This window comes from Paenibacillus sepulcri, assembly GCF_042647105.1.
Classification (GTDB): domain Bacteria; phylum Bacillota; class Bacilli; order Paenibacillales; family Paenibacillaceae; genus Paenibacillus_Z; species Paenibacillus_Z sepulcri.
This window is the reverse complement of record NZ_JBHRUP010000001.1, coordinates 4,163,255-4,188,660: the sequence shown is the minus strand read 5'-3', so window position 1 is coordinate 4,188,660 and position 25,406 is coordinate 4,163,255. Positions and strand designations below refer to the sequence as shown.

General features: G+C 52.3%; 24 protein-coding genes and 1 riboswitch. Of the genes, 4 read left to right on the top strand and 20 right to left on the bottom strand.

Features of this window, described 5'->3' with window-relative positions; genetic code table 11:
* Positions 1–102: 102 nt before the first annotated feature.
* Positions 103–1,047, bottom strand: coding sequence for a DUF1861 family protein (locus tag ACFOLF_RS18520; protein ID WP_210039201.1), 945 nt, complete (start codon positions 1,045–1,047; stop codon positions 103–105).
* A 31-nt stretch (positions 1,048–1,078) separates the two neighbouring features.
* Positions 1,079–1,354 carry a helix-turn-helix domain-containing protein gene (locus ACFOLF_RS18515; protein WP_210039202.1) on the bottom strand — a complete coding sequence of 92 codons (276 nt, stop codon included), beginning with the start codon at positions 1,352–1,354 and terminating at the stop codon, positions 1,079–1,081.
* A 436-nt stretch (positions 1,355–1,790) separates the two neighbouring features.
* Here ACFOLF_RS18515 and ACFOLF_RS18510 point away from each other — a divergent pair, with 436 nt between their 5' ends.
* From ACFOLF_RS18510 to ACFOLF_RS18500, 3 genes are read left to right on the top strand one after another with little or no spacing between them, the layout of a single operon-like run.
* Positions 1,791–2,972 carry a glycosyltransferase family 4 protein gene (locus tag ACFOLF_RS18510; protein WP_210039203.1) on the top strand — a complete coding sequence of 394 codons (1,182 nt, stop codon included), beginning with the start codon at positions 1,791–1,793 and terminating at the stop codon, positions 2,970–2,972.
* Complete coding sequence (locus ACFOLF_RS18505) at positions 2,972–4,075, top strand: glycosyltransferase (RefSeq protein WP_210039204.1); 1,104 nt, start codon at positions 2,972–2,974, stop codon at positions 4,073–4,075. The genes ACFOLF_RS18510 and ACFOLF_RS18505 overlap by 1 nt, the downstream gene beginning before the upstream one ends.
* The gene (locus tag ACFOLF_RS18500) at positions 4,068–5,147 is read left to right on the top strand and encodes a mannose-1-phosphate guanylyltransferase (protein WP_210039205.1); all 1,080 of its coding nucleotides are present in this window, start codon (positions 4,068–4,070) and stop codon (positions 5,145–5,147) included. Before ACFOLF_RS18505 ends, ACFOLF_RS18500 begins: the two co-directional genes overlap by 8 nt.
* Positions 5,148–5,475: 328 nt before the next feature.
* Here the strand turns inward: ACFOLF_RS18500 and queF are convergent, their stop codons facing one another.
* From queF to ACFOLF_RS18470, 6 genes are all read right to left on the bottom strand, one after another.
* Positions 5,476–5,976, bottom strand: a complete 501-nt coding sequence (gene queF, locus ACFOLF_RS18495) for a preQ(1) synthase (RefSeq protein ID WP_210039206.1) — start codon at positions 5,974–5,976, stop codon at positions 5,476–5,478.
* 24 nt (positions 5,977–6,000) lie between these two features.
* On the bottom strand, positions 6,001–6,729 hold the full coding sequence (queE, locus tag ACFOLF_RS18490; protein ID WP_210039207.1) for a 7-carboxy-7-deazaguanine synthase QueE: 729 nt from the start codon (positions 6,727–6,729) through the stop codon (positions 6,001–6,003).
* Positions 6,719–7,165, bottom strand: coding sequence for a 6-pyruvoyl trahydropterin synthase family protein (locus tag ACFOLF_RS18485; protein WP_210039208.1), 447 nt, complete (start codon positions 7,163–7,165; stop codon positions 6,719–6,721). Before ACFOLF_RS18485 ends, queE begins: the two co-directional genes overlap by 11 nt.
* On the bottom strand, positions 7,162–7,833 hold the full coding sequence (gene queC, locus ACFOLF_RS18480; RefSeq protein ID WP_210039209.1) for a 7-cyano-7-deazaguanine synthase QueC: 672 nt from the start codon (positions 7,831–7,833) through the stop codon (positions 7,162–7,164). The genes ACFOLF_RS18485 and queC overlap by 4 nt, the downstream gene beginning before the upstream one ends.
* 168 nt (positions 7,834–8,001) lie before the next feature.
* A riboswitch (PreQ1 riboswitch) is annotated at positions 8,002–8,046 on the bottom strand.
* 84 nt (positions 8,047–8,130) lie between these two features.
* Positions 8,131–11,256, bottom strand: coding sequence for an MMPL family transporter (locus ACFOLF_RS18475; protein WP_210039210.1), 3,126 nt, complete (start codon positions 11,254–11,256; stop codon positions 8,131–8,133).
* Between the two features lie 69 nt (positions 11,257–11,325).
* Positions 11,326–11,925, bottom strand: a complete 600-nt coding sequence (locus ACFOLF_RS18470) for a TetR/AcrR family transcriptional regulator (RefSeq protein WP_210039211.1) — start codon at positions 11,923–11,925, stop codon at positions 11,326–11,328.
* A gap of 263 nt (positions 11,926–12,188) precedes the next feature.
* Between ACFOLF_RS18470 and ACFOLF_RS18465 the strand changes: the two genes are divergently transcribed.
* Positions 12,189–13,352 (top strand): epoxide hydrolase family protein, encoded by a 1,164-nt coding sequence (locus ACFOLF_RS18465; protein ID WP_210039212.1) that lies wholly within the window; start codon positions 12,189–12,191, stop codon positions 13,350–13,352.
* A 168-nt stretch (positions 13,353–13,520) separates the two neighbouring features.
* On the opposite strand, the gene ACFOLF_RS18460 is transcribed toward ACFOLF_RS18465, so the two are convergent.
* The 12 genes from ACFOLF_RS18460 to ACFOLF_RS18405 form a co-directional block, all read right to left on the bottom strand.
* Entirely contained in the window at positions 13,521–14,339 is an 819-nt protein-coding gene (locus ACFOLF_RS18460; protein WP_210039213.1) for an S-layer homology domain-containing protein, read from the bottom strand.
* Between the two features lie 132 nt (positions 14,340–14,471).
* Complete coding sequence (locus ACFOLF_RS18455) at positions 14,472–15,383, bottom strand: response regulator (protein WP_210039214.1); 912 nt, start codon at positions 15,381–15,383, stop codon at positions 14,472–14,474.
* Positions 15,384–15,392: 9 nt separating this feature from the next.
* Positions 15,393–16,685, bottom strand: a complete 1,293-nt coding sequence (locus ACFOLF_RS18450; protein WP_379114407.1) for an ATP-binding protein — start codon at positions 16,683–16,685, stop codon at positions 15,393–15,395.
* A 97-nt stretch (positions 16,686–16,782) separates the two neighbouring features.
* On the bottom strand, positions 16,783–17,433 hold the full coding sequence (locus ACFOLF_RS18445) for an amino acid ABC transporter permease (protein ID WP_210039215.1): 651 nt from the start codon (positions 17,431–17,433) through the stop codon (positions 16,783–16,785).
* Between the two features lie 15 nt (positions 17,434–17,448).
* Complete coding sequence (locus ACFOLF_RS18440; protein WP_210039216.1) at positions 17,449–18,102, bottom strand: amino acid ABC transporter permease; 654 nt, start codon at positions 18,100–18,102, stop codon at positions 17,449–17,451.
* 80 nt (positions 18,103–18,182) lie between these two features.
* A complete protein-coding gene (locus ACFOLF_RS18435; protein WP_210039217.1) occupies positions 18,183–19,067 on the bottom strand; it encodes a transporter substrate-binding domain-containing protein in 885 nt (294 codons plus the stop codon).
* 30 nt (positions 19,068–19,097) lie between these two features.
* Positions 19,098–19,826 (bottom strand): amino acid ABC transporter ATP-binding protein, encoded by a 729-nt coding sequence (locus ACFOLF_RS18430; protein ID WP_210039218.1) that lies wholly within the window; start codon positions 19,824–19,826, stop codon positions 19,098–19,100.
* Between the two features lie 593 nt (positions 19,827–20,419).
* Entirely contained in the window at positions 20,420–20,794 is a 375-nt protein-coding gene (locus ACFOLF_RS18425; protein ID WP_210039219.1) for a hypothetical protein, read from the bottom strand.
* A 56-nt stretch (positions 20,795–20,850) separates the two neighbouring features.
* Positions 20,851–22,047, bottom strand: a complete 1,197-nt coding sequence (locus ACFOLF_RS18420; RefSeq protein ID WP_210039220.1) for a ParM/StbA family protein — start codon at positions 22,045–22,047, stop codon at positions 20,851–20,853.
* Positions 22,048–22,417: 370 nt separating this feature from the next.
* The gene (locus tag ACFOLF_RS18415; protein WP_210039221.1) at positions 22,418–23,029 is read right to left on the bottom strand and encodes a hypothetical protein; all 612 of its coding nucleotides are present in this window, start codon (positions 23,027–23,029) and stop codon (positions 22,418–22,420) included.
* A gap of 15 nt (positions 23,030–23,044) precedes the next feature.
* The gene (locus ACFOLF_RS18410) at positions 23,045–24,601 is read right to left on the bottom strand and encodes a sensor histidine kinase (protein ID WP_210039222.1); all 1,557 of its coding nucleotides are present in this window, start codon (positions 24,599–24,601) and stop codon (positions 23,045–23,047) included.
* The gene (locus ACFOLF_RS18405) at positions 24,591–25,256 is read right to left on the bottom strand and encodes a response regulator transcription factor (protein ID WP_210039223.1); all 666 of its coding nucleotides are present in this window, start codon (positions 25,254–25,256) and stop codon (positions 24,591–24,593) included. The genes ACFOLF_RS18410 and ACFOLF_RS18405 overlap by 11 nt, the downstream gene beginning before the upstream one ends.
* Between the last annotated feature and the right edge of the window lie 150 nt (positions 25,257–25,406).

Sequence of the window (25,406 nt, the reverse complement as noted above, 5' to 3'; positions counted from 1 at the left end):
ATGACACCCCGACAGCACAAAAACGAGCCCGCCCCGGGCTCCCGGGTTGCGGCTCGCTTCTTTGCTGGTTTATGTATCCAAGACCGGTCGGCATCCGGTCTCTTATTCGTATTCGGCAAAGGGATCCGGTATCTCGATCCGGTAGGCTTCGGCATCGCTGACGCCTACGGACAGCATGGCACGGCCATTGCCCAGCCTTACAAGCCCTCCGCTGAAGATTACATCCTCCAGGTCCGGACGTTTTCCCGGACCAGTGGGGAAATCGCCTCTTACGGCAATAATCTTCAAAGGCGTTTTCTCCAAGGTAAGGGGATTCATGGCAAACACACAGGAATAATAATGCTTATGGCTTTGCTCGTCGAAACAGGCAATATGCCCCAGCACCCCTACCAGACCATTCTTGAGCAAATGGGCCTCATTCGCCCCTCCCCATTCCTCAGAGACAAATTGATCCTGGAGAATCTCCGCATTGTGGAAGGTTTGCTCATTGAGCTCATCCAGAGAATCGATAATGGTGAAGCCGATCTGCCCTCTTCCGCCTCTGGCTCCCTGAGGTCTGGTAAATACGCCGACACGTCCATCGAGCAGCTCAATCAGCCGGATATCCTTCATATTGGCCGGACCGGACGAGAAATGGCAGAGGGAATCGATATGGGTGCCCCGGTAAAATTGCGTGCACCAGGAGATAATCCGGCGCGGATTGTCTGCAGCGGTCACCAATTCAACGCCGCCGAAAACCAGCTCACTCTTGATGAGAGCCACACAGGGATCCTGCAAGTTGTACGTGTGGGTATGTGCCCTTGGACTCCACACATGATCCGCGCTCTGCGTGAAGAAAAAAACCTGTGAGAACTCGCTGTCCCGCTCCTCGACCCGGCCCATGATGACTTCTTCCCCGTCATAATGGAACGGGGCTGTAATATTATACACGTCGCGCCCGCCGACTCCCGAGAATATAAGCTTCTCGACCTTTGTGGCGCGCGGGGCGGCATAGAATTGTTTTAACAGCTGATTGGCGGTTTCCGGCTTGGTTTTTTTAATAATCATTCATATTCTCCCGGTGATCATTCATATCTTGTTAATGATCATTCAATTTCTCCTGATGTGAAGCGCCGTCAAATCTAAGATCATTACCTTGATCATAATCCTCGATGACGATAAGCTGCCCTGGCGGGACATTGAAGTACGTACATAGCCTCAGCAGCAGATCACGGGGATACTGAACCATTTCATCCTTGTACATCCGGCGAATGGAATCAAAGTGATAATTAACATCCTTGGCAAGCTTGCGAATCGACAAATCAGGGTCATGTTTCTCCATGACGCTCTTCAAATTGCTGCGTATGGCTGGCATTCCAGCACCTCCTACAACAATATATATGGAATGCACAGGCCCGTCAATAATTTGACAAGAAAAAATGGTCATGTTAGGCTATAGGAAGGGAAACTGACTCTACGGCGCTCATTTTGCAATAGACGGCTTGCTTTGACGGCTTTACAGCTTGTTGAAGCGATTGAAGCACCTGCTCCCTTTGCTAAATAAATATTCGCGCAAATAATGAAGGAACCTATACTTCCTTATATTCAGAATTATTCAAGAAGAAACGGCTATCACCGGGTTCGGTGCAAAAGATTTTCTTCCCTTCTGAATATAGGCCAAAGCTATGGGCACTTTAATTTTCCGAATATTTAAACAAAATAACCTCTGCCATTTTCAGAAAATAAAGAACCTTTTTATTTTCTTTTTTTATTCCAATTTCAATGCATCACAAAATAGGGGAGGCTCTCGTATGAACAAAAACAACAGTAAAAATGTGGTGTTTCTGGGCACCAGCCTGCCGCGGGAATGCGGCATCGCCACATTTACACAGGACTTACTGGACCAATTCGCAGCAATCCAGGGCTTTAACCGTCCGCGCATCATTGCGGTCAACGACAATGAGTCTTATTCATACGGCGAACAAGTCATTCATCAAGTCGATCAGCACAGCCTGCCGGATTATCTGGAGGCTGCCGACCTCCTCAACCTTTCCGATACCAATCTGCTTGTCATCCAGCATGAATTTGGCATATACGGAGGGGAAAGCGGCGAATACCTCCTCCCATTCGTTGAGAGATTAAATATTCCCTATTTGGTTGTTTTTCATACCGTGCTCACCGAGCCCAGCCGCAAACAGCGCCTCATCATGAGAAAGCTCGCGGAAACCAGTGTAAGGGTCGTCACGATGGCCCAATCCACCGTACATGATTTGCATACGATATATGGCATCGATAAGGATAAGATCGCTTTTGTTCATCATGGCGTCCCTTATGTCGAGACGAAATCCAGACTGGAGCTTAAAGCGCAGTATGGATTCACAGACCGGAAAATTCTCTCTACCTTCGGGTTCCTCAGTCCGGGGAAAGGGATTGAATATGGAATTGAAGCGATGCAGGGTGTAATCGCCAAGCATCCCGAATCCCTGTACATCATCTGGGGCAAGACGCATCCCGTGGTGAAACGTGAAGTCGGGGAAGTATACCGGCAGAAGCTGACAGCACTGGTTGAATTGCTGGGGCTGAATAATAATGTCCTGTTCGTAGACAGATTGCTGACACAGGAGGAAGTGATTCAGTCCCTGGTCATGTCGGATATCTATATGACGCCGTATTTGGGGAAGGATCAGGCTGTCAGCGGCACATTGGCATACGGAGTCGGTTACGGACGAGTTATCGTCTCCACGCCTTACCGCTATGCCATGGAGATGCTTGCAGGCGGAAGAGGGCTCCTGGCCGGCTTCCACGACTCCGCCTCCCTGGAGGATTGCATCCTTCAGCTGTTGGGAAATCCCGACCTGATTACCGAAATGGAAGCCCGCACCCTTGAATTGGGGACAACGATGATGTGGAGCGAAATCGCCAAACGTTATGCCGCGCTGTTCGAAGAAAGCATTTCCAGCGCCGCAACCCTATCCAACAGGAGTGTGATTTGATGAATATACAGACCGTACCGCAAGTGCAATCCCAGTATATGAACAGATTGACAGACGATACGGGCATCTTCCAGCATACCAAATTCGGCGTCCCTGACCGCTCCAAAGGCTACACCACGGACGACAATGCCAGAGCTCTGATTGCTGCTGTTCTCATGTACAGCATACACAAGGATCCGCAGACTCTGGCTTTGATCCAGACCTATATTTCTTTCATCCACCACGCCCAGAATCCCGACGGCAACTTCCGCAACTTCATGGATTATAACCGCTTCTTCATGGAGGACAGGGGATCGGAGGACTGTCAGGGAAGAACCTTGTGGGCGCTTGGCTTTACGCTATCGCATTCCTGCGTACCGGATAATCTGCAAAACACCTGCCGCTACATGATCAACCAGGCGCTGCCGCATGTGCACACCCTCGGATCGCCCCGCGCCGGCGCCTATGCCATGGTGGGACTCAGCTTCCTGCTGGAGACCCCGCGCGCCTGTGCCTATTCCTTTCCTTATCCTTATGCGGAGAACAGCAGCGAAGCCAAGGCGTTCCTGCCAAGCTCGGATATCGCCCAGCTTATTGAGGAAATGGCGGAGCGGCTGCAGGACCAATTCCGGCAAAATAAAGGCGGCGGCTGGAACTGGTTCGAGGACAGCCTGACTTATGGCAATGCCATGCTGCCTTGGTCTCTGCTCAAAGCCGCCCGTATCAGCGGCAGAGCCGATTTCAAGCAGACGGCCAAGGAGAGCCTGGACTTCCTGTCCTCCCGCACCTTCTCGCCGGAAGGGCATTTTAAGCCAATCGGCAGTCACGGCTGGCAGCTCCGCGAGGGAGAAGCCGCTCCCTATGACGAACAGCCCATTGAAGCCTGCGAGATGCTGCTGGCCTGCAAGGAGGCGGCTGGGGTCCTGGAGGATTCCTCCTATTCGAAAAAAGCGGCCTTGTGCTATGAATGGTACCTCGGTCACAATTCTCTGAATGTCTCCCTGATCGACCCGCAAACCGGAGGCTGCTATGACGGCATTCACGAGAGCGGCCTGAATCTTAACCAGGGCTCAGAAAGTATTATCTCCTACTCGATCGCCCATCTGGTGACTCATTATGGATAAGTTCGTCACGATACTGGCAGGCGGAGGCGGCACGAGATTCTGGCCGCTGTCCAGACAGGAGACACCCAAGCAATTTTTGAACATCAGCGGCAACGATATTATGCTGAATGAGACCATTGAACGCTTCAAGGGCATTATTCCTCAGGAAAATACGGTCATCGTCACGAACCGCTCCCAGTCGGTATTATTGGAGAGCATTATGCACAGCAGTGTGCTGAAGAGCAATATTCTCATTGAGCCCGTTGCCCGAAACACCTCCGCGAGCATTCTCTATGCCGCCCTGTTCCTGGAGAAGCAGCATGGCGATTCTCTCATGGTTGTCCTGCCGTCCGATCATCACATTACCAATGATGCGCAGTTCAGACAGACGCTGGACGAAGCCTGCACGGTAGCCATGGAGACAGACAAGATCGTCACGATCGGCATCAAGCCTTCCTTCGCCTCCACCGGGTACGGATATATCTGCTACGAGAGCAAGCCTTTTATGACCGTTCCCGCCGCCGTGCATGAGGTCAGCGAATTTGTGGAGAAGCCCAATTTCAAAAAAGCGCAGACCTATCTCGCTTCCGGCAATTATTTGTGGAACAGCGGCATGTTCATCTGGAAAACATCGGTTATCATCGATCATTTTCAACGGTTTCTGCCCCGGCTGTTCAAGTCCATGCTGCCGCTCCGCAATCATCCGGGCGGCGAAGAGTTAACGGCATTGCTCAATGAAATTTATCCAACGCTGCAAAATATTTCAATCGATTACGGCATCCTCGAGCGCAGCGCTGACGTGGTTGTGATATCAGGCAATTTCGGCTGGAATGACATCGGCAGCTGGGATACGCTGGGCGCCATCTTCCCTCCCGATGACGATGGCAATATTGTCAAGGCAAATTACCTGGGCATCGATACCCGCAACTCCATTATTTACGGCAATGGCCGGCTGATAACAACGATCGGGATCGACGGACTGATCATAGCGGACACGGGCGATGCCCTGCTGATCTGCCCCAAGGATAGAGCCCAGTCCGTCAAAGAGATTGTCGATATGCTGAGGGAAAAAGGCATGACGGAGTATATGTAACCTTCCCGCTGCTGGACGTTGCAGACCAAAACCCCCTAAGCGGCTGCTTTCGGGGGTTTTGGTCTGCACGGGCATCCGTGCGGCTGGCGACCGCATCTCGCGGGGGTCATGCATGAATCATGCTGGTTCATCGCTCCCCCTACAGGTTGGCTGACCGGCTATATTACGCTTCATAGATCATTTTCAGCCGCATAAGCGCATCACAAACAGCCCGCGATAACATGATGCGGGCTGTTTGACGTTTGCGGATAAGAAAGATTCACAACACGCGATCCTGCTGCTTGCGCTGCATATCAGCAGTCAGACCACAGGCAGCCAGAATGCGCTACTAGCGGTTGTCCACCTTCTCGGGATACAGATCATGCTGAAGCAGGCGGTGCTCCGCCATCCCTTCATATTTTGTACCCGGGCGGCCATAGTTGCAGTAAGGATCGATTGAAATTCCGCCCCGCGGCGTGAATTTGCCCCACACCTCGATATAGCGCGGCTGCATCAGCTCGATGAGATCATTCATAATAATATTGATGCAATCCTCATGGAAATCGCCGTGGTTGCGGAAGCTGAACAGGTACAGCTTGAGCGACTTGCTCTCTACCATTTTCAAATCGGGAATGTAGGCGATATAGATGGTTGCAAAGTCAGGCTGTCCCGTTATCGGGCACAGGCTCGTGAACTCCGGACAGTTGAATTTCACCCTGTAATCCCGGTAGGGATGCTTGTTCTCGAAGGTCTCCAATATCGATGGCGTATAGGTGGACGGATACTGCGTCCCCTGGTTGCCAAGAAGGCTGATCCCCTCGCGTTTCAATTCCTCGCTGCTTCTTGTCATCCGTTCATTTCTCCCCTCCCTTGGTTAAAACCCCCGCTTGTTGCCCCAAAGCCAGGCATGCAGCTGCGGCAGCACCCGAATCCTGGTCAATTCCGCCGATGCCATAACCTGCTCCACCAGCCACATATACTTGGACAGGAGTGCCTGCAGCAGAAGTGATGTATCCTGCTCCTTCACATCCTCGTTGCCAGCCTGCACATAGAAAGGCACCCCGTTGTAACGCTGATGGGTGGAAATCGCATACTGCAGATCCGTTTCATCGAACACAACGACCTTCAAGCTGAAATTCCGCTCTTGAGCGCTGAGCTTGCCGACAATCGTATCCAGCACGTCCCAGTCCGTCTTCATGCCGGAGCTTGGAGGTTTGGGCGACAGCGTCAGCTCGTCAATATGCAGAAACCAGTCCTGCCAGATGCTTCCCTGGGTCTCCAGCGCCACTCCGATTCCGCTGCCGTGCAGAAGCTCGATCAGCTCGTTCAGATGGGGCAGCAGCGCCGGATTTCCTCCGGATACCGTTACATGCGAGTAGGTGTCGCCCGCGATGCTGTCTAGCTCGGCGGCGATTTCCGCTGCGCTAAGCATACGAATCTCCGCCTTGCCCGAGCCGTCCCAGGTAAAGGCGGAATCGCACCATGAGCACCGGTAGTCGCAGCCGGCCATGCGCACGAACATCGTTTTCTGGCCGATGACCATTCCCTCTCCCTGTACGGTCGGACCGAATATTTCAATGACGGGGAATTTGCTAGGAGCCATAGGAACCTCCCGCTGCTGGACGGAACACCACGTAGCTGGTCGGCGTCTCCCGCAAAAAAATCTGCACGCAGCGCGGCTTCGCCGGCATACGGTCCAGAAATTCCTGAATAAGCTCAAACATCGTACGGGCGACGATCTCCGTAGTCGGATACCGGTCTGGGTCCTTATCGCTGAATAACGCGGTGTGCTCATTGAGCAGAGAATGATCGAAACGGTCATGGATCAGCTTCTTGATATCCGAGAAGTTGACGAGAAACCCGTTCTCGTCCAGCTCATTCCCGGCAATTGTCACATTGGCGAAATACGTATGGCCATGCATATTGCCGCAGTGCCCTGCGCCCGGACCCGGAACATAATGGGCGGCGGCGAACTGCATATCCTTGTTAAGCTCGTACTGATAGGGATGCGGGGTGGACGGATAGATTTGTTGAATCATAAGCGCCGTCCCTCGCTTTTGGCCGCTTCATATTCCCGCAGTCCATTGGCGCGCAGCAGGCACGCCGGACATTCTCCGCAGCCGTCCGCGATGATGCCGTTATAGCAGGTTAACGTATGATTCCGCACCTGCCCGAATACGCCCAGGTCATCCGCAAGCTGCCATGTCTGCGCTTTGGTCAGCCACATGAGCGGCGTTTCAATGACGAATTCGTAATTCATGGAGAGATTCAAGGTCACATTCAGCGATTTGATGAACACATCCCTGCAATCCGGATAACCGCTGAAATCGGACTGGCTGACGCCGGTTATAATATGGCGCGCACCCTGCTGCTTGGCCAGTACCGCGGCGAAGGACAGGAACAGCAAATTCCTTCCGTCCACAAAGGTCGAAGGAAGCTCTCCTTCCTTCTGGTCAATGGCAATATCATCTCTTGTCAGCGCATTCGGCGCCAGCTGATTGATCAAGGACATGTCCAGCACATGCTGGCGGATGCCCAGATCAGACGCAATACGCGCTGCGCTTTCCAGTTCAAGCTTGTGGCGCTGCCCATAATTGAAGGTCACGACCTCCACCTCGCGGAAACGCCTCATGGCGTCATACAGACAGGTCGTGCTGTCCTGCCCGCCGCTGAAAACAACAACTGCTTTCTGCTCATTCATTATCATCTTCCTCTCCTATTCTGCCATTACCGAGCAAAAGCTTATAGAGATGCTAAGTACCGCATCTACTCCTTTCCCGGCCGGTCTTTTCCAGCGATACAGCTTCTTCCTTCGAATCGCATATGATGGGAATCAATATTTTCGGCATAAAAAAACGGCACCTAAGGAGGTACCGTTTCCTTAGTTTTTTATAGAGGGTGTTGCTAGAACCTCTCCCACAGCTGCCGTGTTTTAGCAACACATCCTGTGGATTTTTATGCTGTTGCTGCTTATTGTAGCACTAACTGGGGGCAGGGGACAATACTACCCATTTCCAGTTTTCGCTCTTACGGCATGCAGCGGACTGGCTTCGCTTGCGGCCTTTTTCCTGCTTTTGGCATCCGGAAGGACAAGCAACGCGGGCAGAAGCATAGGGAGAAATATATAACAGAGCACGATCAGACCGACAATGACGGCGCTGGCCAGCTCCACCAGCAGGACAAGCCCCGATGGAATGAGCGTTGCGAAGGTTCCGCCGAGAATCACCATGGCCGAAATGATAACTCCGCCAATATGCTTGGCTGCCTGCACGATAGCCGCTCTTGGCTCCATCACGCCCTCCTCCTTGTAGCGCATCATCAGGAAGATGCTATAATCCACACCTACCGCAATGATGATGATGAAGGAGAAGAAAGGGACGAAGGAAGATACGCCATCGGCGCCAATGATATAATGCGTCACAATATTGGTGGCCGTCATCGCAACATAATAGGAAGCGACCAGAGACAAAATAATATAAATGGTTGGCAGAATCGCGCGGATAACCAGCAGCAGCACGAGGAACACCCCGATGATGACGATGATGGCTGTGCCGTTAAAGCTCTCGATCTGCACCTTATTCGTATCATAAGTGGTCGAGCTCGGTCCGGCAGCCCCGTACTCGGCATCGGCAAGCGCCGTTCCGCTCAGGCTCCCGGCCAGCTCCTTGTTGATCTGCTCGATGGTGTCCATGGCTGCCGGAGAATAAGGATCATTGTCCAGCACGACAATGAGCTTGGTTGTTTTACGGTCCTTGGACATAAAGCTGTCCACCGCTTTATTGAAATCCGCGCTCTCCAGCGCCTCGCGCGGAATGAAGAATGTCCTGGACGACTTCAGCTGCGTCAGGAATTCGCCCGTCTTGCCGAGGCCGTCCGAGATATCGCCAAGACCGCTGCCGCTTTGGCCGAGGCCGTCCTTCAGCTGCGTCATGCCCCCTGAGAGCTGGGACAATCCCGTATTGAGCTGCTGCTGACCGTCCTTGATGCTTGCGAGAGCCGCGTTCAGCTTCTTCATATTAGCGGCGATTTCCTTGCTTCCCGAGCTGCCTGCCTGGAGACCCGTTGTCAGCTTGCCCGCGCCGCTCTCCAGAGCCGACAGCCCCGTCACCATCTGCGAATGCGCAGAAGCAATCTGCTTCAGCCCGCCCGCCGATTGGGCAAAGGAGGTGTTCAATTTCACTACATTTCTATTCAGCTCCTGAAGACCGCCGCTAAGCTGGGCGATGCCTGTCTCCAGATCGGTTCCCGTCTTCTTCAGCGTAATATAATCCTGATCTCCGCTCAGCTCGCTGTATTTGGTTCCAAGGCTGCCGATCAGCCCGTTCATTCCGCCAAGTCCCTGCTGGATGCCGGGAAGCTGTCCTTCCAGCTTCTTGTACCCGTCTGCCAGAGAAGCATAACCGGTTTGCAGTGCTGACATCCCCCCGGACAGCTTGGAGGTGTTCGCTGCGACGGTCTTCAGCCCGGCCTTCAAGGAGGTAATCCCGTTCTTGAGATCCCCCGCCCCATCCGCGCCCTGGCTGATGCCGGAGGATACCTGGCTCAGCGCATCGGTAATTTGCGTGTAACCCTGCTGCACTTCCCCGGTACCCGATACCAACTGCTGGACGTTGGCAAAATCGGGACTCTGCAGCCCGTCATTCATTTGCTGCAGGCCGCCCTGGATCTGATCGACACCATCCTTGGACGCCGCAATACCCTCTGTCACGCTTTCCGTCTGGGTGCTGATATAGAAATCATCGACCGCCTCGCCCTGCGGCTGCGTAATGCTGGACACCTGCTTGATCCCCTCGATGCCCTTGAGCCTGTCGGTCAGCTTGTCAATGACGCCAAGCGATTCGTTCGTATTCAGCGCATTGTCGTCCTTAATCACGACCGTTGTCGGCAGCGCCTGCCCTCTGCTGAAATGCTCGGCTACAATGCTGAAGCCCTTGGTCGACGGATAGCCGTCTCCAAGCTCACCCAGCTGGTCAAAGGACAGCTTCTGCGAGCTGAACATCACCGCCGGGATCATCGCGATGAGAATAACAGCAGTGACCACAATCGGGTGCTTGACGGAGATAGCCGTAAGACCCGCCCAGAACTTGCTTTCCTTGTGGCCTGCGGCCACGTTCTTCGACGGCCAGAACAATTTGGTGCCCAGCGTCTTCATCAGGAATGGAGTCAGCGTGACAATTTCCAGCAGCAGGATGACCGTGCCGATGGCGACCACATTCGCAGACTTGTAAATGCCAAAATTCGAGAAGCTCAGCGCCGCGAAAGCGATGAACACCGTCAGAATGCTGTACAAAATCGTTTTGCCTGCTGTCCGGTACGTGTGGATAATGGCATCGTCAATGGTCCGGCCATGCGATAACTCTTCCTTGAACCGGTTGAACAGCAGAATATTGTAATCCGTTCCGATACCGAACAGAATGAGCACAAGCAGCATCTGCGTGACGCTCGTCACGGGGAAATTCAACTTATCAATGACCTGTGCGGCGATCCCCATGGAGCATAGATAGGAGAAACCGACCGCCGCCAGCGATACAAACGGAATAATAATGGAGCGAAACATAATAATGAGAACGGCCAGAATGAAAATAACCGTCAGAATGGCGCTTTTCTCCACTCCGGATGTAGAGGCTTTAATATAATCGTTCTGGATAAAGTCCTCCCCGCTCAAATAATACGGGACCTTCACGTCCTTCAGCACCGCATCGAACTGCTCCTGGATCAAATCCACCCCGCGGCCGTCCTTGTTCAGGCTGAAGCTGGCCATCAGCGTCGTCCCGTCCCCGGAGATCAGCGATGACTTCGCCTCCGGGAGCGAGAAGGGGTCCAGCAGCTCATCGAATCCAAGCTCCTTCTGGTGGGCCTTCAGGTTCGCAATACCCGCCTCAATGCCCTTCATATCCTCGTCGGATAGTTTATTCTCGTTATGAAAAACGATAATATTGCTCGTGCCCGTCGCACCCGTCATATCCTTCAGAATCGAAGCCGCCATCTTGGAGGGACTGTTATCCGCAAGCGGATCCTGCCCTCTTTCCTGCAAAATTGCATTTACATCCGGTTGAAATACCGTCAGCAGCACAGTGGCCGCGAGCCAAACTATTAATAGAATCCAGCGCCATTTGATGATTTTTTGCATATGCAGCAATTCCTCCCGAATACCCATAGTAAACAGCCGTTCATTATTGAAGCAAAAAAAATTTAGATCCTAGCTTCTGTTTATTTTGTCGCCGATACCCGCGAAGTAGATGCGGATCAGCTCATCCACCAGCCGTTCAATCGTATCCCCATCCTCATAATCCCGCAAAATAATGCACATGCCCTCCACAATGGTCGCCGCTATCATCCGCGCTGCCTGATTCTCTTCCTCCTGACGCCGTGCGCTTCCGCTGTTCTGGAACGTGTGAAAGGCCTTTTCCAGAATCGAGAAAATGACCGTCGTCAGCTCCTGCTTCACATTCTCATACTTGGAGCCTTCGCTCCTGTTCAGCAGAATGGACAGCTCGGGACTCGACTGGTTGAACAGCTTCACGATTGTTCCCTGTATCTTGTGCAGATAAATCATGGAACTGTCCGCTTCCTTGGTATGGGTATTGTCCATATCCCGCCTGATCTCCAGTACATATCCGACGAATCTCTCGTAGGTGGGCTGGATGAGCTCATGAAGAATCGCTTCCTTGCTGGCAAAATACCGATAAATATTTCCTGGCGTAATGCCTGCTGTATGCGCGATTTGACGCATGGAAGCGTCCCTGTAGCCATGCTGCTTGAATTCCAGCAGGGCAGAGCGCAGAATATTCTTTTTCATTTCATCCTTGAGGACCTGCATAAATAAACACCCGTTTACTTTTGAATTTATGATTATTATATAGGGCTGCCAAGTCCGGGCGCAAGCCTTCTTCCCTCTGCCAAGCCCGCTATTTTGGGAATGTTCATCAAATGTTCAACTAATAATGGCGTCGAGTTGTTTTTCAGCCCCTCTGCACCCTGACATACAGCTGTCAGGGTGCATGGCTTAAGATAGAAATATAGCAACGAACAAGTTAAACCAAACCCGAGGAGGCACTACCAATGACAATGACTCAACCAACATCACAATCCGCAGACACTGAAATCCGTCCTTTCCAGATCGCTATTCCGCAGGCTGACCTTGATGACCTGCAGTACCGCTTGTCCCATACCCGCTGGCCTGATGCGCTGCCGGGAGCAGGCTGGAAATACGGCGTGTCGCTCGCGTATGTGAAAGAGCTGGCAGAGTACTGGCAGAATAAGTACGACTGGCGCAAGCACGAAGCGCGTCTGAATGAATTCCCCCAATTCACGACGACAATCGACGGCGCCCGTATCCATTTCATGCATGTCCGTTCGCCTGAGCCTGACGCGATTCCGCTCTTGCTCACGCATGGCTGGCCGAGCTCTATTGTCGAGTTCCTCGACCTGATCGGACCGCTTGCCAATCCCCGGGCCCACGGCGGCAATCCGGCGGATGCCTTCCATCTCGTGATTCCCTCCGTGCCCGGCTTCGGCTTCTCCGGTTCTGACCTTGAACCGGGCTGGAACATCTCCCGTATCGCCAGAGCCTGGGCAGAACTCATGAAACGTCTGGGCTATGAGCAATACGGTTCTCATGGCAGCGACCTGGGCTCGCTTGTATCCCGCGAGCTGGGTATCCAGAAGCCGGATGGTCTTCTCGGCATCCATGTGCTGCAGCTGTTGTCCTTCCCTTCCGGCGATCCGGCAGAGATGGCCGGGCTGACCGAGGACGATCAGAAGCGCCTGCAATTTCTGGCCAATTTCCATGAGCGGGCAGGCTTCAACGCCATTCAGTCGACCCGCCCGCAGACGCTTGCCTATGGGCAAGCGGATTCACCAGTGGGTCAGCTCGCCTGGATTGCCGAGCTGTTCAATGGCTTCGGCGACCACATCGATTTCATTGACCGCGACGCTTTGTTGACGAATGTTATGATCTATTGGCTGACCAATACAGCCGAGTCCTCCGCCCGCCTGTATTACGAGAATGCGCATAATCAGCAGGGCGGGGAAGGGCCGAATACGGCTGTGACCGGCTTGGCTGTCTGCGCCCATGACTTCAAATCCATCCGGCGCTTCGCGGAGCGCGACAATACCAACATTGCGCACTGGTCGGAATTCGACCGCGGCACCCATTTTGCCGCCATGGATGCGCCGGATCTTCTGGCTCCCGACATTCAGGCCTTCTTCCGACGCTTCAGATAAGAAGGAGCTTGCGGGAAGATTCCAAATTGACGCCTAAAACAAAAAGGATAGAGAATCAGATGTTAATCTGATCGCTCTATCCTTTTTTGTAAGAAAGCTGTTGAAAAAATGATTGTGCATATGGAAGCAGCTACTTCTAACTCCGCCAGCTATTTGCAGCTGCTAGGCTTAGCCTTCCGTCCCACCTGCGCCCGCATCGGTGCCGTTCGCCGCATCCGTCCCTGCGGCTCCGTCAGTTCCACCCGCCGCATCGGAATCGTCCGCTGGCTGGGAACCGTCTGTCGCGCCTGCTCCGTCAACGCCATCCGTACCTTCAACACTGCCGGCGCCTGCTCCGTTATCCATGTCCTTGTGGCTCTCCACAAATTCAGCGGCATTGAACAGCATAACCGCCGCTTCCTCGCGTGTGATCAGTGCCTGCGGATGGAACTCGCCTTTATCATCCAGCGCTGTCAGCTTGTAGAGCAATGCGCGCTGAATTGTGCCCTGGAAGTCAACCGTAATATCCTTCTCATCTTCGATCGGGATAAACATTTTGACCGTTGGATACTGCCCGGTTTTCTCCAGACCCTGCACGAGATAATGAACGAAGGCTTCCTTGGTCATCGGGGCCCTGGGGTCGATATCCCCTGGAATATCGAGCTGGTTGGCGCGTGCGACTACGAAGTTGTCCGCATACCAGGCGTCGCTGGCGACCGTAGTGTAGTAGCCTTCTGCCGTTGGCGCCTTATTGAAGTCGATTGCCGCCAAGCTCAGCTGCATGCCTTTGACAACCATGGCGATTCCTTGTGCCGCAGTCAGCTCGGCGGCTGGGCGGAATTCGGTCGACGATATACCGTTGACCATCCCTTTATCCTGCAGGGCTTCAATTTGAGTCTTGGCCGTGCTGTTGTCGATATCCGTGAAAGGGCTCGCAGCAAAGGCCTGACCAGCCGCAGGCATAATCAGGGCGACTGAGAGCGCTGAAGTTATTACTAGTTTCTTCATATTCATTCTCCTCATCCGGCAGCTTGTTGTGTTTGTTTACCCTTATAACGCACACAACCAACCGGATGTTGCAGCTTGGTTTTGCTTTAGGACGCAGACGAAGCAGGGCCAGCCAAATTTTTCATCGTATTATTACATTTGCTGCTGCTCATCCCTTACACGATCCAACACCTCCATATACAGGACTTGCATAAACTTTTTGATGTTCACCTTTCCTTTGTCGGTTTTTAGATTCTCATCCATTTCCTTCATCTTCAGGCGCACGTCCTGAAAGTCAAAATACAGCGGTGCGTAATGCTCGAATTTGGGATTGCTGTAGTCGGTCAGCCCAATGCTGGCAAGATTGGTCAAAGCCCCCATGACCGTACGCCGGATCCGCTGCTCCACGGCTTTGCCTTCTTTCTCCGTATCGCTGTCAAAGCCTTTATTCGCCTGGGCTGCGACTTCGTACAGCTCCTTCAGAGGGGGGAGCGTCTCCGGGTGCTGACGATGGACCAAATGCTCCATAATTTCAACGATATCCCGGCTGCCGCCCTCGCCGATAATACCCAGGTCCATCAGGATCGATTGGATAATTTCACGGGCCGTCCGTTTCTTCGGGCTGCTGCCCAGCTCTGGACTCAGGCTGTTCAATTTCGACAGGGACGCCTTGATTTCGCCCAGATAACAGCCGATCTTCCACTGCTCATGAACACGGGACAGCACGGCCTCCACTTCCACCCGGTTAATGGGCTTCTGAATATAAAATTCAATGCCCGCCTGATAGGCCTTGCCGATCATTTCTTTATTTTCGATCTGCGAAATCATCACGTATTTGCCTCCGAAGCCATGCTGCTTCAAGTGGTAAATGGTTTCAATACCGTCCTGATCCGGCATCAACAGATCGATCAGCACAACATCCGGCTTCGCGATCAGGATGCCTTTCTCGCCAGTGGTCCCATTCCCGGCCGATATCACAACCTCGCCCAGTCCGCTTTTTTCAATAATGAACTGCAGCATTAACCGGCTCGCGGAATCATCATCGACAATGCCAAATGAGAGCATCCTGGTTCCTCACACTCCTTTTTTCAATGAATCAGTCGAAAAGACCAAAACAAAAGTGGTGTCATCTGCCTGCTCCGATGGCTGCAGGCGCAGCTTCCCGCCAAATGCATGCACGATATCCCGGACATGGGACAGGCCGATGCCTGTCGCTGCATAACCCGCCTGATTGAATTTTGTCGTGAAACCCGGTTCGAAAATAATTTCCCTGTTCTGCTCCGCAATGCCCGACCCCGTATCCGAGACCGCAATCACCGTCTCCGCTCCCTGCTCATCTATTCGTATGCGAACCCGGCCGTCCTTATCAATCGCCTCTACCGAATTGGATACGAGATTATTCAGCACCGTCAGCAGCAGAATATAATGATCGGTGACATAGTCGGTTCTGATCTCACGCTCCATCCGGATTTCCTTCCGGAGCATCTGGCCGTAGCCGTGATTCGAGCGGAACACAAAATCAACGATTTCCGAGAGGGACATCTCTGTCGTCGTTTTCCGGTCAAACAGCTTCAGCAGACCGGCCAGTATGCGCTGGGAATCCTTCTTCACCTCATGGATCTGCTGCGTAATTTCCAGCATCGAGCGGCTGTTCGCTTTTTCTCCGGATTCGCTCAGCTTGCCGTATAAATTGTGGCTCTTGGCCGTAATCTGCTCAAGCGTGTCCATTGATTTCCGCAAATAAAAGACTTCGCCGTACAGGCCAGAGCCGATATTAAGCATCTGCTCCATTCTTTTTTGCTGCTCGTTATGAACCACCCTCATCTGGCTGATCGTAATGCTGCTGTACAGCCCTACGATAAAGTAGCTGCGCAGCACGGCTGTGGCTCCAAGCAGCAGCCACTGCGAGGAATACAGGTACCGATAACCGAACATGATGCTCCGGATAAGAAGCTCCAGCTCATTCGACGTAAATTCAATCAGGGTAATAAAGCCGCCGAGCAGCAGCGGATGAAACTCGGATAATTTGGGCTTGATCCGGCTCATCCCCACTGCAAATATCATATAATAGATCGCCGCTGAGAAGTGGGTATGCAAGCTTGCTTCAAATGAAAACAAATCTAAGAGGTTCACCGCGTCCTTCAGGGTACGGAAGAGAAGCACCATAATACCGGTTGCAATCCCTGTGTACACATAAGGCAGCTGCCTCATCAACAGCAGGCACAGCAGAAAGGCGCTGCTTCCGAGGCCAATCCGGAATACCTCTCCGCTGAAAGGCGTTATCTTGAACTCTCCGGCAACCGCGGTCACAATGGCAACCAGAAGCATCTGCGCCCATTCGGCGTAGTGGCGTTTTCGTTCCGGCAAACCGTTTCCCCCTATTCTACTTAGACCAGGATTCGCCAGCCCAATCAGCAGCGGGGAAGCAACGGCTGGATGACGGCAGGCTCGCGTCTGATTCTCGTCACAATAACCTGGATTCGAATCTTCTGGACAGCAGTGATAGGGCATAGTTTACCGTAAAATACAGGATTGCGGCAACCAGCAGCACCGGAAAGACATAATCATAGCTTTGGCCGATGACGATCTTGGAATGGTTCATCAGCTCCGGCAGTGAAATGATGACGGCCAGGGACGTATCCTTCAGCAGGGAAATAAACTGGCTGACAAGCGGCGGCACCATGCGCCGCAGGCCTTGCGGCAGAATAATATGCCACAGGGTGCGAACATAGCTGAGCCCCGAAGAACGGGCCGCTTCGATCTGTCCTTTATCGATGGAACTGAGGCCGCTTCGGACAATCTCCGAAATCATCGCCCCTTCGAACAAGGTCAGTGCCACAATGGCCGCATTCACAACCCCCAGCTTGATGCCGACATCCGGCAGGGCAAAGCGTGTGAAGAAAATAATGAGCAGGAGCGGCAGATTGCGGAGAATTTCGACGATGATGCCGAGAATGGGCGAAACAACCGGCATTTTGGTATAGCGAATCGTGCCGACAATACAACCCAGCACAAAGCTTAATACAATAGAGATAAAAGCGACCTTCAGCGTCACATAGAAGCCTTCCAGGATGAACATAAGGTTCTCTGTGGAGAAAGCATTGGCAAAATCCATCTGTTCCCCCTCCTTCTAGCCGCTGCGGGCCCATTTGCGTTCGAAATGAAGTGCCATATAGCTCAGAGGAAGCGTCAGCGCCAGGTAGAAGAGCGCGACAAATATATAGGTATCGAAGGTAGCCAGCGTGCTGCTCGCCACCGAATCTGCAAAATACATCAGGTCAAGTCCCGCAAAAACACTAAGCACCGACGAATTTTTCACCAGATTGATGAACTGGTTGCTCAGCGGCGGTATAACAATCTTCACGGCCTGCGGCAGCACGATATACCTCATCGCCTGCACATAGGTAAGCCCAGTAGCCTGCGCCGCTTCCGTCTGGCCTCTGGGGACAGAGCGGATGCCTGCCCGGATTACCTCGGCGATGAAGGAAGCTGTGTACACGGTGAGACCAACGGTTCCGCAGACAAACCCGTTCAGCGTAACGCCGAGTGAAGGCAGTCCGTAGAAAAAAACAAAAACAACCAGCAGCAGCGGGATGTTGCGGATAAATTCCACATAGACCGATCCCAGCCATCGCAGCGGCTTTACAGAGGAAATCCGGAAGATCGCGATCACCGTTCCCAGTACAAAGCTTCCGATCAGGGCAATAACGCTGGAATAAATCGTATTGAGGAAGCCTTCCAGATAGATATCGAAATTATCGGTAAGGATTGAGAAGTCCGGCATATGCATCCTCCTTGCCATGATGATCTGAATGAGAAGAAGGGCGGCATTAAAGCCGCCCTATCTCAATCGTTTCGTTTGCTTTATTCCGCCGCGGGCGCTTCCCCGATCCATTGTTCATAGATTTTGTCATATTCGCCATTTGACTTCAGTGTTTTCAGCCCTTCGTTGACCGCATCGACAAGGGCCGTTTCACCCTTTTTGATCGCGATGCCATAGGGCTCATCCGTAAAGGGCTCCCCTACCACCTCATAATTGCCGTCCTGGGCAACCATGCCGTACAGGATCGCGTTATCGGTCGTCAGCGTATCGCCTTGTCCCGCCTTGAGCGCGCTGAAGGCATCCTGATAGTTTTCAAACTCCAGCACGGTAGCGTCAGGCGCCTTTTCCTTGATGTTGTCGACAGAAGTCGAACCCTTCACGGCCAGAACCTTCGTATCCTTGGTCACATCATCAAGGCTCTTGATCGGACTTCCCTTCTTGACCAGAAGCGACTGTCCCGCTTTAAAATAGATGTCCGAGAAGTCGACTTCCTTCTTCCGTTCCTCCGTAATGGTCATCGTCGCGATGATCATATCGATTTCGCCGTTGTTGAGCATCGGCATGCGGGTTTTGGAGGTTACTTCCTTGAGCTCAATCTTGGTTTCGTCCCCGAGAATGATTTTGGCCAGCGCTTTGGCGATATCCACATCAAAGCCTTCTACCTCGTCGTTCATCGGATTCTTCAGGCCGAACAGCTTCGTATCAAATTTAACGCCCACTACCAGCTTGCCCCTGCTTTTGATTTCATCCAGCATGGCTGAGCCTGCAGCCGGAGCCTCGCTGCCGGCACCGCTTGTATTCGCATTCTCGCCGCTGGCCGCATTGCCGCCATTATTGCTCCCTTTGTCATTGCCGCAGCCCGACAGAACCAATACGGAAACCAGCATCAGCATCAGGCCAGTCATCATCCAAGTTTTTGCTTTCATTTATACCCTCTCCTTTTACTTGTTTTTGTTCTAGTGGCGCAGCACCCGGTTGAGAAACAAGCGGGCTCGCTCCTCGCGAGGCTGGGTGAAGAATTCCTCGGGCTCCGCCACTTCAATGATCTGACCCTTATCCATAAATACGATCCGGTCCGCCACCTCCCGGGCAAAGCCCATCTCATGGGTGACGATCACCATGGTCATCCCCTCGTCCGCCAATGCCTTCATAACATCCAGCACCTCGCCGACCATCTCGGGATCGAGCGCCGATGTCGGCTCATCGAACAGCATTATTCCGGGCTTCATCGCAAGCCCCCGGGCAATCGCCACGCGCTGCTGCTGTCCGCCCGACAGCTGAGAGGGATACTGCTGCGCCTTTTCCTGAATGCCTACTTTCTCCAGATAATACATGGCGGTTTTCTCGGCCTCCTGTCTGGAGAGCCCCAGCACCTTCATCGGAGCCAATGTAATATTGTCGATCACTTTCTTATGGGGATATAAATTGAAATGCTGAAAAACCATGCCGATATTGCGCCGCAGCTTGTTGATGTCCGTTTTCTTGTCATGTACGGGGAAATCATTCACGATCAACTCCCCGCTTTTAAGCGTTTCCAGACGATTGATGCATCGAAGCAGCGTGCTCTTGCCTGAACCGGATGGTCCAACCACGACCACCACTTCACCTTGTTCAATCTGAAGATTGATGTCATTCAGCACATGGAAATCGCCGTAGTACTTTTCAACCTCGCGAAATGAAATCACCGGACCCTCTCCTTTCCAACCTGGATGCTTGCCTGAAGAGCGGCCAAACCTTTTCCCTATCCATAAACCGTTAGTTATGTGTGAGGGAATATGACGTATAGTTCATTTTGAACCCCAACCTACGCAAACCTATACAATCCGACGCGAATATTCGCAAAACACTTACCCCCAATCTTATGCACATCTTATCCACAGGCAGGGGATTTCCGACGACCTCTGATGCCGTGAAAAATTATAAAATCATGTCAAAAAAAGTCCGGACAACCGTCCGGACCCTGCGTCAAATTATGCTTTTTTATTGATCAGTCTGAATGATGATATTCAAGAGGCGGAAAGTACTGTCAAGCGTTTCTTAGAATCACCGGATACCACTAGGTAATACTAAATATTATAAATCGGCCCGAAATTTATGACCATTTAAAGAATGCTCAGTAAACCGCCCTATGGAAACTTGAATTTTCTTGTTTATATCTGCCGAAATATGGGATTTCGCATTGCCAGATAGGTATTTTACGGTATCACTAAGTATTTCTTAATAATATTTTATACCGCTTTACATTTCCCAGAATTTCTTTTTCGCGATAATTGCTCTCCTACGTCCACGCCTCTATATCCTCATCGTCGAACTCATCTTCGACAGTATTCGGGGAATCCGGCTGCTCCGGCGCTGCCGCCGCAGCGCTGTCCTCCGGACTCACAGAGCCTGCCGCCAATTCGCGGTTGGCACTCAATGCGCCATTGTTCAGAGTCTGCAGCTGCGCTGATCCGGAGGAATTCAAGGTGCTGCGTTCGGTTGGAATATAGGCCTGAAGATTACGGACACCGCTCTGGTTTATCTCGTTCTCGATTAAATAACGGAGAGAGTCCATCAAATTGGTCTGTGCGTTAATCCACTGCATGACCGCAGGATCCTCCGATTTTTTTGTTTTTAAGCTGATATTGTCGCCGGGCAGTTTCGTTTTTTTCACGGGATGATCCACCTTCTTCGTGTCCTTGGATTATTCTTTAAGCGGGGTGCCCCTCATTAAACCGGCTGCACCGCTTTGTTCTTGAGCGCTTCGTAAATTTTCCCGCGTACAAATGCGTCCAGTCCCAGCGCGTTCATCTGGACCGCATAGTCGGCAGGAATATACAGCAGCTTCATTTCCCGTTCCGTGCACAGTTCTTCCAGCAGCGGATGGAGCATCGAGCGCATCAGAATACTGCCGCCTCCATACACGCAGATCAGATCGATCTCATTCCGCGTCTTGGTCAGCTGCCGTTTGACATTCTGAACAATCTGCTTGACCTGGCTCTCCAGCGGCCTCTTGAGCGTCTTGATGGCGCGCGCATGGAATTTATGCTTCGGATTCTTCAGCACGTCGCTGAAAAACTGCCGGGGGCTGTCGGTCAGATGGATCAGCCGGTTGAACTCGTCAAGCGCCTCTTCAATCGCATAACCCGCTCCGTGATGGCTGCCGTAAACAAATTGGCGGAGAAATTTATTGCCTTCGGTGATGGGATATTCCGTCGAGCCGTCGCCGATATCGACATGGAGGATCCGCTTGTCTTTGAAATAACTGCCGTTAAACTTCTTCTCGATATCGTAGGTCTCGATGAACGATTGGAAAATCTCGCCTTCCCGCCAGTTGCCCTCGGCATCCTTCTGCAGGGCGAAGATGACAGGCGTCGCCTCCGGAACGACCTTGGTGAAAGGGAATACGATTTTCACGCCGATCCGCTGCATCCCCAGATGCACCGTGACATTGTGGGAGCCGGTCGTGAAGCGCTTCTCGAATTTCAACGAAGTCTCGTCCGTATGCTGCGTGACCGGAAGCGCGGTTGCCATATCCGCCTCTACCTCAATATTCGCAGGTATCTTCTTCTCATCCTCATACGCCTTCTGCACCGCCAGAGCCGCAATTTGCGCGAGCGTGTTGATGATCGGCAGATCCATGTCGCTTTTGAGGTCGATCCCGATTTGCAGATTATCCAGAATCTCCCCGCTCTCCAGTGCGAATTTGCCGACATAGTACATGCCAGGACGGGCGGCCGGGGAATCAATGGTGACAACCAGCTGCTCCTGCAGATTCTTGATGAAGCTCTCCGGCGTCTGCTCCTCGCTCCATGGAAGCTCGTCCACCGTACAATTCACATTCGGCTGTTGAATCAATTTGCCGTCAATGATCAGATCATGCTCGCTGTTCCCGTTATCGTTACCCACAAAGAAATGGAATTTCATAAGAAACTACCTCCTATTTATAGAACATGGTAAAAAATACTGATAGTATTACTTTGCCATACAAGGTGATGTTCGCACAACCCGCTATGGTCCTAATCGCCAAGTTAAAATTCTCTCACGATGGGGTCGAATCTTGTATGAACGGCGCAAATGCTGGATAATGAAGGCCGTTTCTGGCATGCAGCCTGTCTATGTCCGTCCATCCCTCTACAAGAAGAATGGCTTTCGCCGTCCTTTGGCGCCGCAGTTAGTTTCAGTTTCTCCCCCCGGAAATGTATGAAAAGTATGGGGAAAGACAGACATTCTTATTAGCGCAAAAAAAAGCAACCGGCGGTACTGCCCGGTTGCTTTACTTGGAACTGTTCTTCCGTTATTCAGTTTCAGCAGGAGTTGATTGTGTACTCTCAGCCTTCGAGGTTTTGAGCTGCAGTTCTTTCATCTGGGCGATCAATTCCGGCGATAATTTTTTTGAAGAGATCGTCAGCGTTCCTTGAGTTGCCCCTGCAGTCAACGTTTCCACCGCTTTTCCATTCGCTTGCAGCAGCTTCTTGACAGTCGCCGGATCGATAGGAGTGCCCGTCACCTTGACTGCTCCTTCGGGAAATGACAGCGTCCCATTGGTTATCCCTTTTGCAGCTACAAGATTCTTGACGTCAACGCCTTCAACGACTGTCAATTTACCCTTCTTGGCCGATGCCAGCAATTTCTGAACGGCTTCGGGGTCGAGCGGAACTGCTGTTAAGGTCGCATCGCCGGAGCTAGCAGGGATGATCGTTTTTCCGTCAACGATGGTGTACGTCCCCTTCTCTGCCGATTTCAGCAGCTCCTTGAAAGCCTCCGGATCGAAATGGGTTGCAGCCGCTGTGACCGTACTTGTGCTTGCAGAGCTTTCCTTCCCGGTGGACGGAGATGCGAATGCGGCCTGAGCCGTGACAACGGAGAGAGCCAATCCGACTCCCAGTACAGCAAGTTTCTTTTTCATTTGAACCAAACTCCTTTAAGATAGAATGTGTCTTACATCTATCAGTTTAGCCCGCTTATCTGGAGTCTGGATGGAGCCCGGATGTGCTTTGGATGCGTTTTGCAGGAAAATAAGGGAGAAAACGACGCCTTCATCCGTGTTTCTGACCTGAATATCGATCCCTAACTGCTGTAAGATCCGTTTGGTAATATAGAGGCCCAATCCGCTTCCGCCCGTATTCCGGCTCCGGGACTGCTCAAGCCTGTAGAAGGGCTCGAATATGCGGCCAATCTGCATTTCATCGATATGCGCTCCCGTGTTGACAATCTCGATCATGCGGCAGCCGGTTTTCTCCGCCTCGCTTACTACGACCTTGTTTCCGGGATTCGTATAAATGATGGCGTTATGCACGATATTGCTCATTGCTTTTTCCAGCAATCCCCCGTCGGTTCGTATCCGGCTGTCCTCATGTACCGACGAATGCAGCGCAACGCCGCGCTGCAGCCCCAGCTCCTTATATTTGGCCATCAGGCCATCAACCATCCCGCGCAGGGATACATTCTCGTCGCTTTTTGAAAGCGCCCAGTCATCCGATCTCGCAACGCGCAAAATATCGGCGATCAGCGTCTCCATTTCCTCCGCCACCTGCAGCGTTTTATCGAGATAGGCATCCCGATCCGCATAAATGCCGATTTTGTAAAGCATACCCTCCAGCTGTCCCTTCATGATCGTAAGCGGCGATTTCAATTCATGGGAAACGGCGGAGAACAATTCCCTTCTGCGCGCCTCCACCTCCCGCTCGCGTATCATTTCCTGTTGAAGCTGTTCGTTGCTCGTCTTCAGCTCGCTGATCGATTCCTGCAAATTGGCGGCCATGGAGTTCAGGCTGGCGGCAAGCCCCCCGATTTCATCGGAAGAATGAACGGGAATCCGCGTATCCAGCTGTAATTGGGCCATCCGGCTGGCGGAAACCGTAATTTTGCGGATGGGCCTTGTGATGATAACCGAATAAAAATAGGAAGCCCCAACAGCGGCGATGAGGATGAACAGCGCAACGTAAGGGGACAGCAGCACCAGCACTTTGGATGCCTCATCGATCGGCTGCGGCGTGAAATAGGCAGTCAAATACGCTTTTTCACCATTATACGTCAAGGTCCTGGCCGTTTGAGGCGCCTTGGCTGAAAGCGTCTTGATCGGGATCGCCCCAGCCGAAAGCGTCTGCGAATTCAGAAACTGGGATGTGACAGGCGTTAAGGTTGACGGTTTGGTTATTTGGGCTACAGCAGTCTGGATGTAGGGATAGAGCATCTGCTGGGATTCGCCCTTAATCATGATAAAGGCGTTTGTCTGCTCCTGCAGTTTCGTCAGCGCTTTAACAGCCTCATCGTTCGAGAGCGTGGCGCTCTTGTCGATGAAGCTGTCGATGCCGCTGTCGATTTGATTCTGCTTGTAAGTGGTGTACGTATGGGGCAGCAGGGTGTAAATAACCAGGTAGGTGCAGACGGAGAAAAGGAGGAGAACGGCCACGGTTAAGCCGAAAACTTTGAACGTGATCGTATTCCATAAGCGATGCTTCAGCCATTTAGCGCTCAATTTTATATCCCACTCCCTTCACCGTTTTGATATAGGGCATATTTGTTTTTTTGCGTATATTTTTCAAATGGGTATCGATAATCCGGGTATCCCCATAATAGTCATAGCCCCATAGCTTGTCCAAAAGCTGCTCGCGGGTTACGATCTTGCCGGCCTGCTCGACAAGCGCTTGTAAAATCTCAAACTCCTTCGTCGTCAGTCCCACGGAGACGCCGTCGACATAAGCGTTGTACGAGTCGGTATCCAGCCTGAGCTCTTCAAATTCCAGCCAGCTGCCCGTTTGGGCGGGCTTTGACCGCCGCAGGACGGCTTGGACCCTTTTGATCAACAGCTTATAGGAGAACGGCTTCGTCATATAATCGTCGGTTCCGCTGTCGAAGCCTTCGATCTGCTGCTCCTCCTCGCTCAGCGCCGTCAGCAAAATAACCGGCACGTTGGACTGCTGGCGAAGGATCCGGACAACATCATAACCGGAGAGGCTTGGCATCATCACATCCGATATAATCAGATCATAAGAGTCTTTGTTCCACAGCTGCAGCCCTTCGATTCCATCGGCTGCCGACGTCACGCTATATCCTTGCGAGGACAGAAACTGCTCAAGCAGCTGCCGGATCGCCTCGTCGTCTTCCATTACCAATATGCGTTCACTCACCAATAATCACCCCGCCTCCATTATACGCCTCCAATCTGAAGTTGATTTGTAGATTGGCCGAAAATATACAGGGATTTGCTGGGCATTCATAAGTATACAAAAGGTTAGTAGAACACGAGAAGGGATCTACTTGTTAATAGGGAAGCATTGTTT